The organism is Phaeobacter sp. S60 (assembly GCF_000826845.1).
Lineage (GTDB): Bacteria > Pseudomonadota > Alphaproteobacteria > Rhodobacterales > Rhodobacteraceae > Phaeobacter > Phaeobacter piscinae.
Map to the genome: position 1 here is coordinate 1 of NZ_JSWJ01000024.1, position 13,921 is coordinate 13,921.

General features: G+C 63.4%; 11 protein-coding genes and 1 pseudogene. 6 read left to right on the forward strand and 6 right to left on the reverse strand.

Features of this window, described 5'->3' with window-relative positions; genetic code table 11:
- Positions 1-344: pseudogene (locus OO25_RS19205) on the reverse strand (iron ABC transporter substrate-binding protein); the annotation flags it as partial.
- Positions 345-613: 269 nt separating this feature from the next.
- Here OO25_RS19205 and OO25_RS19210 point away from each other — a divergent pair.
- Together OO25_RS19210 and OO25_RS19215 are read left to right on the forward strand one after the other, a co-directional pair.
- Complete coding sequence (locus tag OO25_RS19210) at positions 614-2,608, forward strand: TonB-dependent siderophore receptor (RefSeq protein WP_040182121.1); 1,995 nt, start codon at positions 614-616, stop codon at positions 2,606-2,608.
- A gap of 198 nt (positions 2,609-2,806) precedes the next feature.
- The gene (locus OO25_RS19215) at positions 2,807-3,106 is read left to right on the forward strand and encodes a DUF2218 domain-containing protein (protein ID WP_040182125.1); all 300 of its coding nucleotides are present in this window, start codon (positions 2,807-2,809) and stop codon (positions 3,104-3,106) included.
- Positions 3,107-3,113: 7 nt separating this feature from the next.
- Here OO25_RS19215 and OO25_RS19220 read toward each other — a convergent pair whose 3' ends face one another.
- The gene (locus OO25_RS19220) at positions 3,114-4,220 is read right to left on the reverse strand and encodes a Fic family protein (protein ID WP_040182128.1); all 1,107 of its coding nucleotides are present in this window, start codon (positions 4,218-4,220) and stop codon (positions 3,114-3,116) included.
- 478 nt (positions 4,221-4,698) lie between these two features.
- Between OO25_RS19220 and OO25_RS19230 the strand changes: the two genes are divergently transcribed.
- Positions 4,699-5,490, forward strand: coding sequence for a LuxR family transcriptional regulator (locus OO25_RS19230; protein ID WP_242407073.1), 792 nt, complete (start codon positions 4,699-4,701; stop codon positions 5,488-5,490).
- A 137-nt stretch (positions 5,491-5,627) separates the two neighbouring features.
- The gene (locus OO25_RS19235) at positions 5,628-6,830 is read left to right on the forward strand and encodes an AraC family transcriptional regulator (protein WP_040182135.1); all 1,203 of its coding nucleotides are present in this window, start codon (positions 5,628-5,630) and stop codon (positions 6,828-6,830) included.
- A 66-nt stretch (positions 6,831-6,896) separates the two neighbouring features.
- On the opposite strand, the gene OO25_RS19240 is transcribed toward OO25_RS19235, so the two are convergent.
- The 4 genes from OO25_RS19240 to OO25_RS19255 all read right to left on the reverse strand — a co-directional run bounded on the left by OO25_RS19240 (position 6,897) and on the right by OO25_RS19255 (position 12,831).
- The gene (locus OO25_RS19240) at positions 6,897-9,893 is read right to left on the reverse strand and encodes an efflux RND transporter permease subunit (protein WP_040182138.1); all 2,997 of its coding nucleotides are present in this window, start codon (positions 9,891-9,893) and stop codon (positions 6,897-6,899) included.
- Positions 9,890-11,299: an efflux RND transporter periplasmic adaptor subunit gene (locus OO25_RS19245; protein WP_040182140.1), complete on the reverse strand. Its 1,410-nt coding sequence runs from the start codon at positions 11,297-11,299 to the stop codon at positions 9,890-9,892. The genes OO25_RS19240 and OO25_RS19245 overlap by 4 nt, the downstream gene beginning before the upstream one ends.
- 3 nt (positions 11,300-11,302) lie before the next feature.
- Complete coding sequence (locus OO25_RS19250) at positions 11,303-12,055, reverse strand: MipA/OmpV family protein (RefSeq protein ID WP_040182141.1); 753 nt, start codon at positions 12,053-12,055, stop codon at positions 11,303-11,305.
- Positions 12,056-12,264: 209 nt separating this feature from the next.
- The gene (locus OO25_RS19255; protein ID WP_242407074.1) at positions 12,265-12,831 is read right to left on the reverse strand and encodes a hypothetical protein; all 567 of its coding nucleotides are present in this window, start codon (positions 12,829-12,831) and stop codon (positions 12,265-12,267) included.
- A 294-nt stretch (positions 12,832-13,125) separates the two neighbouring features.
- Between OO25_RS19255 and OO25_RS19260 the strand changes: the two genes are divergently transcribed.
- The gene (locus OO25_RS19260; RefSeq protein WP_052465725.1) at positions 13,126-13,500 is read left to right on the forward strand and encodes a helix-turn-helix transcriptional regulator; all 375 of its coding nucleotides are present in this window, start codon (positions 13,126-13,128) and stop codon (positions 13,498-13,500) included.
- Positions 13,497-13,910 (forward strand): SRPBCC domain-containing protein, encoded by a 414-nt coding sequence (locus OO25_RS19265; protein ID WP_040171820.1) that lies wholly within the window; start codon positions 13,497-13,499, stop codon positions 13,908-13,910. Before OO25_RS19260 ends, OO25_RS19265 begins: the two co-directional genes overlap by 4 nt.
- Positions 13,911-13,921: the final 11 nt, after the last annotated feature.

A 13,921-nucleotide genomic window follows, 5' to 3' on the forward strand; every position in this document is an offset into this window, starting at 1 on the left:
CCCGCCACGATCAGATCCGGCGCCAGTCCTGCAATCGCCTCGAAATCCGGCTCAAACAGCGTCCCCATCGGCGCCGCCTCGGCCTGCTGCTTGTCCAGATAATCCACATAAAGCCGCGACGGCAGCCCCGCGATGGGCACCTCCAGCGCTGCCAGCGTGTCGACGGCGGCGATGTCCAGCACCACGATTTTCTGCGGCTGCGCAGGCAGCTCCCGCCGGCCCAACGCCGTCATGACAGGCACGGTGGCGCGGTCGGTCTCTGTTGTGGTCTGATCTGCCGTGGCCGGACCGGCCAGTCCAAGCATCAGCGCAGCCGCCAGCTGCAATCGCGTCCATTTTGCCATCTGTTCAATCCCGTCATATGGATAACGGCTGGCAATCAGGCTGGCTCAAAATCGCCCGCTTGTTAGGCCGGGTGACGGCAAAAGTCCAGAGACCATTCCCGCACGCGCCCCGGCGCGCGTGACAGATGACGCAGCGTCCGGGCACTCTCCGAAGAATAATTTTATCGCCCTGCTTGCACGGGGCCGCATTGCTCACTATGAGACCGACAGCCCCAAAGCGGGCGCAGCCAGGTTCCCCCAGCTAACACCAGTTTATCACGCGGGTTACCATGGCACATACCACAGCACAAAAATCATCCATCCTCCTGACCGGCCTGCTGTGCAGCACGGCCCTGACGGTGTTTTCCGCAACCAAAGGCCACGCAGAGGACGACGGCGTCCTGTCGCTGGATCCGATCATCGTGAAGCAGCGCGATGCCGATGGCGATGCCGCAGACCGCGCCACCGCCGTCTATGTCGCGGATGCTGAAATCGAGCGCGCCGCGATGGGCGATCTCAAGGATCTGTTTGCGGGCATCGCCTCCGTGTCGGTCGGCGGCGCCATTCCCGTGGCACAGAAAATCTATGTCAACGGGATCGACATGCTGAAGCTGGCGGTTCAGGTGGACGGCGTCAGCCAGAACAACCGCGTGTTCCACCACGCCAGCGCCAATGCCTTTGACCCCGGCCTGATGAAATCCGTGCGGGTTGATCCCGGTGTGGCCCCCGCCGATGCAGGCCCCGGCGCGCTGGCTGGCCGGGTGGTCATGGAAACCATCGATGCCGAGGATATCCTGACCGAAGGCCAGGCCATTGGCGGCAAAACACGCCTCAGCTACGGCGAAAATGGCGATACCTTCGGCACCTCGCTGACGCTGGCCGGGCAGTCCAACGGGTTCGAAATCCTGCTTTATGGCAAGCGCATGACCGGTGACGATTACACCGACGGTGCCGACAACATCGTGAACGGCACCCGCAGCGACCTGACGGCCGGCCTGCTGAAACTGGCCTATGAGACCGACACCGGGCACCGGTTTGAATTCTCCGGCCAGCAGATGCAGGATACCGCCCTGCGCAACCGCCGCGCCAATTTCGGCACCGCCTCCTTCAACCCGCTGGACACCGTCTATGATACCAAACGCACCGTCTATTCGCTGCGTTATGAGAACGTGAATGGCGGCGGCAACTGGGATCCCTCCGCGACCATCGGCTTTTCCGAGAATGAGATCGGCAGCATTGGCACCGCCGAGACCAGCGTGGGTGTGACCCGGACCTATTCCGCGACCTTCCAGAACCGTTTCCACCTGTCAGAAAGCGACACCATCACCGCCGGGATCGATTTCCAGGACCAGAAAAGCTCCGCCAGTGGCGACTATTGGGGCACCAACCGCCCCTCCGAGACCAGCCAGACCATCGGCGTCTTTGCACAGGCCCGCCTGGAACCCAGTGACCGGCTGAAGGTCTCCGCCGGTCTGCGTTATGACTGGAACGCCTTCACTGGTCAGGATTTTGGCCAGAGCGGCCGCCCCTATGAGCAGGACAGCTCCGGGCTGAGCGGCAATCTCTCCATCGTCTATGACGTCAATGATGCACTGTCGCTGCGGGCCGGCTATTCCAACGTCTTTGGCGGCATCGGGATTGAGGATAACTTCCTGTTCTACCGCGACTGGGATTACTCCGCCCTGAAACCGCGCCGTGCCAGCAATGTGGTGGTCGGTGCCGACTGGCAAAGCGGCAACTGGACCCTCGGCGGCGAAGTGTTCCAGACCAAGATCGACGACACCCGCGATGTCGCAGGCCCGACAGTGACCAGCTATGATTTTGAAAGCCGGGGCTACAATCTGGGTGCCACCTATGGCTGGGACAGCGGCTTTGCGCGGCTGACCTTCACCGACAGCGAAACCCGCGTCAACGGCGCCGCCACCTCCAGCTATTACGTGCTGGATTCCGGCGCCCCGATCGGTCAGGTGCTGGCGCTTGAGGTGCAGCAGGAACTGCCACAATGGGACCTGGTTGTTGGTGGCCATATTGATGCGGCCTTCGACTACGACCAGCAGCTGAATGAGGCTGACGCCACAACCAAGCTGGAAGGCTACGAGGTGCTGAACCTGTTTGCCGAATACCGCCCGGCGGCCTACGACAACGTGACGATCCGCGCCGAGATCAACAACGTCTTTGACCGTCAATACGCCGACCGCGCCACCTATGGCGGCGATTACCCCGGCTTTGCCACACTGAAAGAGCCGGGCCGTTCCGTCTCGCTGGTGGCCAATGTCTCCTTCTGAGGCAGCGGCCTGATCGCCTGCGCTCTATAACCTGCGGGCGCGCCTTTTCTATGGGCGCGCCCGCGTCAGCAAGAATACATCCTGTAGATGATGCTGGCCTGTCCCCGGCACCGCGCATGCCCTTCTGAAAATTGGCTTGCACCGCGTGGGCGAAACCTTATCTTTCAAATCTGATAGAAAAACTAAGGATTATGCCAGATGCTCACGGATAGCGGCCATTTCGACACGCCCAATGCCTCCAAATACCTGCAACAGCTGTGCAAACATTTCGCCCATAAGGTGGCCGTCACCCATCACGAGACCACAGGCACCGTGGCCCTGGGCATGGGGCCTGCGACCCTGACCGCCGAGGATCAACAGCTCCGCGCCGAGGTCACCGCCCCCACTGCCGAAGAGCTGGATCATGCCCGTCAGATCATCGACAACCACCTGAAGCGCTTCGCCTTTCGCGAAGATTTTGAGGCGATGACCTGGGCCTCTGCTGTTGCCCCTGCCTGACCACAGATCAGAACTGAACCGCATACGCGGTGGAGCGCCCGCCGGCCTCCATCCGCGTCACCACACCGGCCGCTTCCAGCGCGCGCAGATCGCGGGTGGCGGTGGCCGGAGAGGTCTTGGTGATCTTGCGATAGGATTTGGCGCTTAAGCCGACCGCCAGCCGCTCCGGCCCCTGCTCAAACAGCAGGCGCAGCGCATGGGCCTGACGTTCGTTCAGCACCGGTGCATAACGCAGAAAGAACTGGTTGCGGCGCAGGATGAACGCCGCCTCCTGCCGCGCTGAGGCCGCGGCCCGCGTCAGCGTACGCAGAAACCACAGCACAAATTCGGTGGCGTCAATTTCAGCCGCGCCAGTGTCCGGATTGCCCCCGGCCCGCTCTCTGCGCCCAGCCTGCAACGCCTCGTAATAGGCCTTCTTGTCCCGCTCCACCTGCCGCGACAGCGAAAACGGCAATGCGCGGTTGCGGGCAAACACATGTTCGATCAGGGCGCGCCCAATGCGGCCATTGCCATCTGACAGCGGGTGAATGGATTCAAACCACAGATGCGCCAGCGCCGCCTTCACCGCCACCGGCACCCCCTGATCGGCATTCAGCCAATCAAGGAACTGCGCCATCTCTGCCTCCAGCCGCTCCGGCGGTGGTGCCTTATAGAGAACGTCGCCCGGCCCCGCCGTGGCGGACCGCACGATCTCCATTTCGAACCGCCGCCAGCGGCCCAGATCCTCCACCTCCAGGCCGGTGAACAACAGACGGTGCCAGGTCAGAATCCGGGCGCCGTCCAGCGGCTGATCGGCCTTGCGCGCCGTCAGCATCAGTTCAGCCACCGCATCCGAGCGCCGCGAGATCGCCGCCCGGTCGCGATGGCGCAGCGAGGCCACAACCGAGGCCTCGATCTCGCTGGCATCCAGCGCCACCCCTTCGATCCCGAAGGAGGCCATCGCCTCCTGCACGATCTGGCGCAACAGCAGATCCTCTTGTTCCTGCGGCGCAAGCCCATGCACAAGGCCCGTCACCTCGCCCACCGCTTCGGCGGCGCGGGCCAGTTCCGGTTCAATACGTGCGTGGTCATAGCCAAATCGCGGCCAGGACGACGTTTGCCAGATCTGTGACATGAGGAGATTGGCGCCCTTATTCAAATCAATATTGACATCAATATGATCTGAATACGCTCTCTAATCAAGTCACCGTAGCGAGGAAGGGGGCACGCGGGGAGACTGCCAACACTGGAAAACTGCCGCCAATTGGCCGTGGCCTGCCCCCCGGCGAGCGATGCCACGGCCCTGGCAGTGGTGAAGGCCGCTAAATTCGCCCCTCCCCTGCGCCTCCCCCGACCATACGCCATGCGGAAATGCGACGTCTGGACAGGCCCATCAGGCTTTGCTGTCTTTGCCCCGCCGCGCACCGGCCTCACACCAAAAGCACGGTCTAACAAAAACAAAAGGATGCCCCGCCACTCACAGCAGGTCACCAGAACCGCGTGCGCCCTCAGCCGAAGCAGTCCGAGAATCGGCGCGAGGTACACGCAACACCTTGGCCAAGCTAGCAATGGCGCGGGGCAGGTGTTATCCCTTAACATTAGGGGGTATCTCTGTGGATTGGACCGACATCGACAGTCTGGAACGCTGCAACAGCACCGATGCGCTGTGGGCGCAGGCCTTGCGGATCTTTGCCACCATGGGCTTTGACTATGCCATCTACCTCACCGTGGAGGGCGATCGCAGCCATCCCCATATCCACACCAACCTGCCACAGATCTATGAACAGCTGCCGAGCCATCAGGATCCGTTTCTGGATCATTGCTGCAACAGCTATGAGCCACAGTTCACCGGCACGGAATTCCTCTCCGACCACCCCTATCTGGGGTCCGAGGAAAGGGCCTTCATCCAAGAGGCCTCGGTCAAGACCGGGTTTCGCGCCGGCATTGCCATCCCGGTGCGGCTGCAGGGGTCAGATCGGTTTGGCGGTTTCAACCTCGGCACCGCGCGGACGCGCGACAGCTTCATCGCGCATGTGGCGGGCAAGACTGACAGCCTGCGGTTTCTCTGCCTGATCATTCACCGCCGTATGGAGGAGCTGCGCCAGAGCACCCCCACCCCTCATCCAGCCGAACCGGATGCGGAGGCCGCCGGATTTGACCGATCCTTGATCGCGCCGCCCCCGGCCGCCCTAACCCGGCTCAGCCCGCGAGAACGGGAGGTGCTATATCTGTTCAGCCAGGGCCTCACCTCCAAGGAATGCGCGGCGGTCTGCAAGATTTCACCGCATACCGTGTCGGAATACGCCAATTCCATCTACCGCAAACTGAACGTCCGCAACCGGGTCGAGGCGATCCGCGTGCTCGCTGCGGCAGAGCGTACCCCGGACCACGACGCCCCGCTCTAGCCCGCCGCCAAGACCCATCTTCGCCCCTGTCCGGCGTTCTTCCCTGCTGGCAAGGACAGGGATACCGCCCGCAGATCTGTCCCTTGCCGCCGCCCACTGCTAAAGCCCTGAGAGGGATTTTGAGGATCGGGCGCGCGATGGTCGACGATAAATATCTGCTGGCCTTGTCGGCGTTTCACCTTGGCATGGCGCTGTTCTGCACCAATCAACTGCTGCTGCATCAACGCCACCAGCGCGTCTATGTACCGCTGGCGCTGTTCTTCGTGACCCAATCGGTCAGCGAAATACTTGTCATCGTGGATTTGGTGGTCGCCGATGAGGCCTATGATTATCTGATTTCTCGGTTCAACAGCCTGCATGTGCCCGCTGTCTTTGCTCAGCCGCTGTTGCTGTGGCTTTATGTCCGCGCCCTCACATCGGAGGATGACGGCCCGCCGATCCGCCAAAGACTCTGGCATGCGGTGCCCATCCTACTGGCGATCAGCATGGTGGTGCTGTTCTGGACCATTCCGAAATCCCTGTTCGCCCAGAACGATCTGGAGTTCGCCGACCTCAGCCAATACATCCAAGCGATCCTGATCTACTTCCAACTGGTCGAGATCTTGTTCTACATTCAGGTGACGCTCTATCTGATATTGATCATGAAAATGCTGTCGCGATATCGCGCACGGCTGAAGGATCTGTTTGCCACCACCGAGGATCGCGAGCTGACCTGGGTCTGGTGGATCACCACCACCGTCGGCGCCTATCTTCTGATCAGCATCGCCGAGATCCTCGCCGACCTCTTCGAAATTGAGATGTTCCAGCTGTTCAGCGACGCCTCCGACCTGACCAATGGGCTGACCAGCCTTGCCATCACCTGGGTGATCGGCATCTGGGGGGTGCGGCAACAGCCAGGTCTGATGCCCAAACCCGGTGGCGACACGCCGCCCGCCACCGACCGGGAGCTGGCCGCCGCAAAATACGAGCGCTCCGCCCTCACCGATGATCACGCGGCCCGCATCGCCACCAAGATCGAACGCGCCATGACCAGGGATATGCTCTACCGTGATCCCAACCTGTCGCTCTGGGATCTGGCCAAACATATCAGCGTGACCTCGAACTACGTGTCGCAGACGCTGAATATGACGCTGCAGTCGAATTTCTTCGACTACGTCAACAAATGGCGCATTCAGGACGCGGTGACGCAGCTGCATGACACCGATGAAACCATTCTGGTGATTGCGCATGATGTCGGCTTCAATTCTCGCTCGTCCTTCTACAACGCCTTCAAACGCGAGATGAACACCACCCCCTCTGCCCTCAGAGCCAGCCGCGCCGCCGCAGATCCGGGGCGGTGATGGCGCGCGCCGGGGCGGTACCATAAGCGCCCCGCCCCGCCGGTGGTGCGGTGCAGACAGGCCCGTTCATGCCGTGGCCTCAGCACCAAGTCCTCGCCGTGCCGCCCGACGACGTGCCCGCCGTTGCTGACCGCGCGCGCCCAGCACCAGCATCGCCGGGGTGACCAGCAGCGTCAGCAGCGTCGCCGCCACCAGCCCGCCCGCAATGGTCGTCGACAGTTCGGTCCACCACTGGCTGGAGGGCGCGCCAAACACCATGCTGCCGGTCAGCAGATCCAGCTTCATCCCCAGCACCATCGGCATCAGCCCCAGCACCGTTGTCAGCGAGGTCAGCACCACCGGCCTGAGCCGCAGCGCCCCCGCCCGCAGCGCCGCCTCACAAGGGGACTGCCCGGCGCGGCGCTGTGCGTTATAGGTGTCGATCAGCACGATATTGGTGTTCACCACGATGCCCGCCAGCGCAATCACCCCGATGCCCCCCATCACCACACCAAACGGCCGCCCTGCCACCAGCAGCCCCAACAGCACCCCCGCGATGGAGAAGATGATCGCCGACATCACCACCGCCGCCTGATAGAAGCTGTTGAACTGCGCAATCAGGATCACCGCCATCAGCACAACCGCCGTCACAAACGCAAGGATGAGAAACCGCATCGCCGCATCCTGTTCCTCTGCCTCGCCCTTGAACCGCCAGCTGGCCCCGTCGGGCAGATCCGCCACCGCCATCGCCTGGCGCAGCCGTTCGATCTGCGCATCCGCCAGCAGCCCCGGCGCCACATTGGCCGACAGCGTCAGCACCCGCACATCCACCGACTCCGCCACATCGTCGGGACGAAAACTGGTCACCATGACGCCATGGGTCAGCAATTGCACCGTCTGGCCCAGAAGATTGAGGTCGGCGCCATAGCGCGCGGCCTCGGCGCGGTCGATCTCGATCCGCCATTCCACCCCCGGCAGCGCCCGACTGTCGGCCACATCGGTGAAACCACCGATCCCGGTCATGATCTCGCGGATCTGTGCCACCGCAGCCTCCGCCACGGAGGGGTCACGGGCAGTGATGTGCAGATCCAGTGGCTTGTCGCCGCTTGGCCCGTCGTCCTCGGTCTCCACTCGTACCTCTACCCCCGGCAGATCCGCCACCTCGGCACGGATCCCCGCGCCAATTTCAGCGGCGGGCGGGCGCTGGTCCCAGGGGTCCAGCTCCAGCTGGATGGTGCCGATCAGGTCCAGATCATCGCCCCCGCCAAGCGAGGCCACCGCGTAAACGCTGGTGATGCCCTCGGTCTGCAACAGCTGATCCTCCACCACGCGCACCAGCGCATCACGCTCATGGATTGAAAAATTGTCCCGCGCGCGCAGCTGCACCTGCATGAAATCAGGCTCTATTTCGGGGAAAAACGTCAGCCCCGCCCCGTATTTCCCATAAAGCCCAAACGTCCCCAGCAACAGCGCAAGGCTCAACAGCACGGTGGTGCCGGGAAACAGCAGCGCCCGCTGCAACATCCGCGCATAGATCCCGGCCATCCCGCGCCCCAGACGCGGATCGCCATGTTCCGCCGCATGGAGTGCCTGTTTTGCCGCCGCAGTTTGCGGGGACCGACGCGCGATCACCCCGCCCAGCACCGGAATGAACACCAGCGCCATCAACAGCGATGCGGCAAGTGTCACGATCACGGTGATCGGCAGGAATTTCATGAACTCACCGGTGGTACCGGTCCAGAACAGCAGCGGCACAAACACGCTGAGCGTGGTTGCGGTGGAGGACAGCAACGGCCCCGCCATACGCCCCGCCGCCGCGCGGTAGGCCTCGGCCGCTGTCCGGCCCTCCTGCAGGTAGCGGTCGGCCAGCTCCGTGGTGACAATGGCGCCATCCACCAGCATTCCGACCACCAGAATCAGCGAAAACAGCACCACGATGTTCATGGTGATCCCCATCGCCCAAAGCAGCGCCACACCGGCCAGAAACGCACCGGGGATCGACAGCCCGACCAGCAGCGCCGGCCGTAACCCCAACGCATAGATCACCACCAGCATCACCAGCACGATGGCCGCCACCACATTGGCCTCCAGATCGCCCAGCATGGTCTCCACCTCGCGGCTCTCATCCAGCAGATAATCGATATGGACGCTCTGCGGCCAGTCCTGCTGCGCGGCGGCAATCACCGCCTTTGCCGCCGCCACAGTCTCGATGATATTGGCGCCGCTGCGTTTGGTGATATCCAGCGTCAGCGCGGGCTGACCGTTGATCCGGGCAAAGCTGCGGGGGTCCTCAAACCGGCGCCGCACCACCGCGATATCGCCAAGCGTCACCACCGCGCCGCCCTCCACCTTCACCGGCATCTGCATCAGATCTGCCGCCCCATCAACCAGCCCCGGCACCTTCAGCACAAAGCGCCCGGCGGCCCCGTCGATGGCCCCGGCAGCAATCATCGCATTGTTGCGGTTGATCTGACCCACCAGCGCCTCAAACGACAGCCCATAGGTGGCAAAGGCAACCGGATCGATCAGCACCTCCAGCAGATCCGACCGCCCGCCACCGATATCAACCTCCAGCACGCCGGTCAGCGCCTCCAGCCGGGTTTCCAGCTCCCGCGCCATGCGGTTCAGGCTGCGCTCCGGTACCGGACCGGACAGCACCGTGGTCAGCACCGGAAACAGCGCCGTGTTGATCTCCACCACCACCGGCTCGGTCGCGGCCTCCGGCAGGTCGGGGCGGGCCTGATCCACCGCCACGCGCACCCGGTCCAGCGCCTCGGCCACATCGGCGCCCGCCTCAAATTCCAGCGTCACGCTGGCATAGCCCTCATAGGCATGGCCCTTCATCTCCTTCAGATCCGCCAGCCCGCTCAGCCCGGTTTCCAGCGGCTTCACCAGCAGCCGCTCGCTGTCCTCCGGCGAGATGCCCGACAGGCTGGTGCTGACATAGACAAAGGGGATCGGAATATCCGGATTGCTTTCCTTCGGAATACTGACGTAGGCATAGGCGCCACCGCACAGCAGCGCCGCAAAGATCAGGATCACCGCCCGGCTGCGGGCAAATATCACCGCGAGACACCCCCTCATCGCCGCGCCTCCGCGCTTGCAGCCTGTCCCGTGGTGGCCGCCGCCTCTCGGGGGCGCACCACCTCGCCTGCGGTGACAAATCCCTGCCCCACCGTGATCAGCCGCAGCTGATCCGGCAGCCCGCTGACCCAGACGCCATCCCGTTCGGACTGGACGATCTCCACCGGGGTAAAGACCACGCGATCCGCGTCATCGACGCTCTTGATGCCCAGCACCCCGGCCATATCCAGAGAGAGCAGCGCGGGAGACAGAAAATGCGCCTGCACAACGTCCAGCGGCACCGCAATCCGGGCGCTGATCCCCGCCGGGATCGGGGGCGCATTGGATTGGGGCGGATTGTTCAGCACCACCTCAGCGGCGAAGCTGCGGGTATCGGCCTGCGCGCTTTGCCCCAGAAAACTCAGACGCCCCTCGGCGCTGTTCCCGTTCAAAAACCGCACCTGCGCCACGGCCCCCGCACGCAAGGATCCCCGCTGGTGTTGCGGCACCTGAAAACTCACCCTTAGCGGATCCAGCGCCACCACCCGCGCCACTGCCGCCCCCTCCTGCACATAGGCACCGGGGGTGAGGTCGAACGCCTCCAGATGACCGGCAAAGGGTGCGGTGATGCGCGTCTCTGCAAGGCTCTGACGGGCGGCGGCCAGATCCGCCTTGGCCACGGCCAGCGCCTCGCGCGCCTCGCTCAGCCGCTGTTCCGTGCTGGACCCGCGCTGATGCAGCGCGGCGGCGCGGGTATGATCGCGTTCGGCCCGCAGCACCGACGCCTCCGCCCGCGCCAGCGACGCTGTGCGCTGCGCAGGCTGCAAGCTGGCCAGGAGCTGCCCCGCCTCTACCCGCGCGCCCTTGGTCACCGCAACGCGGGCCACATGGCCGGACATCTCCGCCCTCAGGGTCGCGTCCCGGTCGGGTTTGCTGACCCCTTCGACACGCAGCATCCGGATCACCGGGGCGGCCTGTGACAGGCGCACCGCAACCGAAACAGGTTCTATTGTGGGAGTTTTCGTCTCACCGCCGCCTGCCACAGGGGCGGCGGGCCAAACCAGACCCGCCGCCATCCAGATCACCAGCCCGGCGCAAATCAGCGCCGCCAGGCGCGGCGGCCATTTGGCCTCCGGGTCGCTGACAAATTCCAACCCCGCAGGATCCGCCCCGCCCGCGCAGCCGGGGAGCTGCGGGGCTGAGGCGGGCTGTGCCACAGATGCCGTTGCAGGCCGGATCACCTGAGGGTCCGGCGCCGCTGGGGGTACAGTCGGGGCGGGCGTCTCAGCAGCAGCCTGCGACGTTGGGGACGTCTCGTTCACGGCAGAGATCGGTGGCACAGCGGCAGCAGAGCCTGCCGGAGACGCGGTGTCACGCCGCGCCCCCTCTGCCCTACCCTGCTGGTTCGCATAACGCGGGGTGGCCATGGATCAGAAGCTGTAGATCAGGCCAAGCCCAACCGAATAGCGATCCTTGTTGTTGGTCAGCGGGCTGTCGTGCACCTTCTTGTCGACCAGTTGATAATCCACCGTACCCAGCACCGAGACTGTGTCGCTGATTGGATAGATCACGGTCATATCGACAAAGGGTTCAGTGGTGGAGCCGACATCATAGGCGGCGCGCTGCGCGTTTGCCTCGCTCGCGGACACTCCGTAAAGGAAGTTGTTCAGCTTGCCGTCCCGCATCCGCGCCCCAGCGCCGATATCGACCCCCAGCTGGCCCATCTGGAACTCGGTCCCGAACTTGGCCTCGACGTGATAGCCGTCATGCTCGTTGGAGACATCTGCCATCGCGCTACCGGCCACATAGAAACCGTCAAACCGATAGGTGACATCAAACCCGGCCTCAATCGGGGTGCTGCGCTTCAACCCGGCAAACAGCGGCTTGTTCTCCGGGAAATCCGGTTTCTCACCTGCGCCCACACGCACCGAGACCTCCAGATCCTCACTGTTCAGGAAATGATAGGCGACCCCGTCCCAGCCGATATGCAACCGATCACTGTCATAAGACACAAACGGCAGCGCGGCGGCCTCTGTGCCTTCGCCTTTATACTGATCGGAGGCCGCAAACGCCCCCAGCCCAAGGGTGAACTGCCCGTTGGCAAACAGCCCCTCAGCGGCGGCGCCTGATGCGCCCGCCAGAAAACACGCGGTCACGAGAGCGGCGCTGCGTTGAAGTTTCATTGTCGTATCCTTTTTCAGGTCTTGGTTGGGTATCTGTGATTTGCCCCCCGCTGCGCGTGTTCCGCAGCAAGCGTCGGGGCGAATGAAAGCATGGTATTCGGCGTCTTTAGATCAGGCGCCAGATAGGGATCGTCTCAACCGTCAGGCGCGGGCGCAGATCCCTGTCCGTGCGGACACATCCGGACAACGGACAGCCGTTCCGGCGCGGATCAGCGCCGCCGATGGGTGATATCGGCGTGCACCACACAGGGCTCCGCAGAGCCGATCTGCCGGGCGATGCGCGGCGGAAAGGTGATCGTGGCCACCGCCTTCTGATCAATCAGCCCCTCCGAAATCACCCGTGTCTTCAGCGCGGTCACCGTTGTGACCTTGCCAAACAGGGTGCGCTCAACCTCTGTCATCACCCCTTCCCAGCGGTTGGGGCTGGTGCGGGTCCAGTCGATATCGACCTCCCAGGCCGCATTAAGATGGTTGAGGTCCAACGGCGTGGAAAAGGCCAGCGGCTTGGAATACAGCACCTCATCCTCGGCATCGGCCTCAATCTCGCGCCGCAGGGTGGCTGAACAGCCACTGACCGAGCGGAACTGCATCAGCGCCAGCCAATGACCATCGCGCGGCTGGATATCATCAGCACCGGCGCCGGCACGGGTCGCGGGTGACACCCCGATGGCAAGCCCCAGCGCGATGCAGACCACCACCGGCAGCAGGGGCACAGTGCGCCGATACTGTCGCAGGGCTGCGGTCAGGTGACGGGGATGAAAAGAAGGTCTGAGCATGGCGCGGTCTCTCTCTGGCCAGATATCGGGGTGGGCGACAACAGCGGGTCATCGGGGCAGCGCATCGGCCACCTTGGACACAGCTGTGACAGACCCTCGCGCCCCTGTCGTCCAACCGGGCCGGACAGGACGTGAACCCTGCCCGTCCCGGCAGGACAGGACGCCGGACAGGGAATTTTCGCCTTCAGATCGGCCATCTCAGCGCAGATCCGCTACCGACTCGCTTGACATAGAACCAAACGGTTTCATATAAAAAGATACCATTAGGTATCACAAAAGGGAGCAAAGACCGCTATGACCCAGGCGCCACCGCACCCATCGCCGACACACCCGCCCGATAAGCCGCCAGAACAATTGACTGAGCAGATGGCCTTTCGCGCTCTCGCCGATCCGACCCGTCGCCAGATTCTGCGGCTTCTGGCACAGGACAGTCTGACCATCGCCGAGGTGGCCGAGAATTTTCAGATGACCCGTGCAGCAGTGAAAAAACATCTCACCATTCTGGACGAGGGCAATCTGATCTCGGTCCGTACCGAAGGGCGCGCCCGCCTCAATCGCCTCAATACGGACGGGCTGCGACAGGTGTTCGACTGGTTCGGCTTCTTCGATGCCTTCTGGGACGACCGCCTTGCGACGCTGAAATCCGAAATCGAAAAGGACATCCAATGACCGATACGATCCTGCGCAAATCCATCTATCTGCGGGCCGCCCCGGCCCAGGTCTGGGCCTATCTGACCGAACCGGAGAAACTGGCGATCTGGTTTCACAAGCCCAAGACCCCGCTGGTCGAAGGCCCCTATGAAATGTTCGGCACCGAAAGCGGCAAGAGGCTGATGTGGGGTGAGGTGCATCTGGCCGAGCCGTACACCCGGCTTGAGTATAGTTTCACCATCGCGCCAATGGGCGATCAGACCAGCACCGTCTCCTGGACCCTGACAGAGGTGCCCGGCGGCACCAATCTATCGCTTAGCCACACCGGGCTGCCGCAGGGGGTTGAGGCCTTCGATCTGTTGCTGGCGCTGGATAAGGGATGGGACGAACATCTGGCCCGCATGCGGACCTCCGCCCACGAAGACTGACCAGAGAGTGA

Coding starts and splice junctions, on each gene's coding strand:
- OO25_RS19210 (WP_040182121.1), top strand. CDS start 614: ATGGCACATACCACAGCACAAAAATCATCCATCCTCCTGACCGGCCTG.
- OO25_RS19215 (WP_040182125.1), top strand. CDS start 2,807: ATGCTCACGGATAGCGGCCATTTCGACACGCCCAATGCCTCCAAATAC.
- OO25_RS19220 (WP_040182128.1), bottom strand. CDS start 4,220: ATGTCACAGATCTGGCAAACGTCGTCCTGGCCGCGATTTGGCTATGAC.
- OO25_RS19235 (WP_040182135.1), top strand. CDS start 5,628: ATGGTCGACGATAAATATCTGCTGGCCTTGTCGGCGTTTCACCTTGGC.
- OO25_RS19240 (WP_040182138.1), bottom strand. CDS start 9,893: ATGAGGGGGTGTCTCGCGGTGATATTTGCCCGCAGCCGGGCGGTGATC.
- OO25_RS19245 (WP_040182140.1), bottom strand. CDS start 11,299: ATGGCCACCCCGCGTTATGCGAACCAGCAGGGTAGGGCAGAGGGGGCG.
- OO25_RS19250 (WP_040182141.1), bottom strand. CDS start 12,055: ATGAAACTTCAACGCAGCGCCGCTCTCGTGACCGCGTGTTTTCTGGCG.
- OO25_RS19255 (WP_242407074.1), bottom strand. CDS start 12,831: ATGCTCAGACCTTCTTTTCATCCCCGTCACCTGACCGCAGCCCTGCGA.
- OO25_RS19260 (WP_052465725.1), top strand. CDS start 13,126: ATGACCCAGGCGCCACCGCACCCATCGCCGACACACCCGCCCGATAAG.
- OO25_RS19265 (WP_040171820.1), top strand. CDS start 13,497: ATGACCGATACGATCCTGCGCAAATCCATCTATCTGCGGGCCGCCCCG.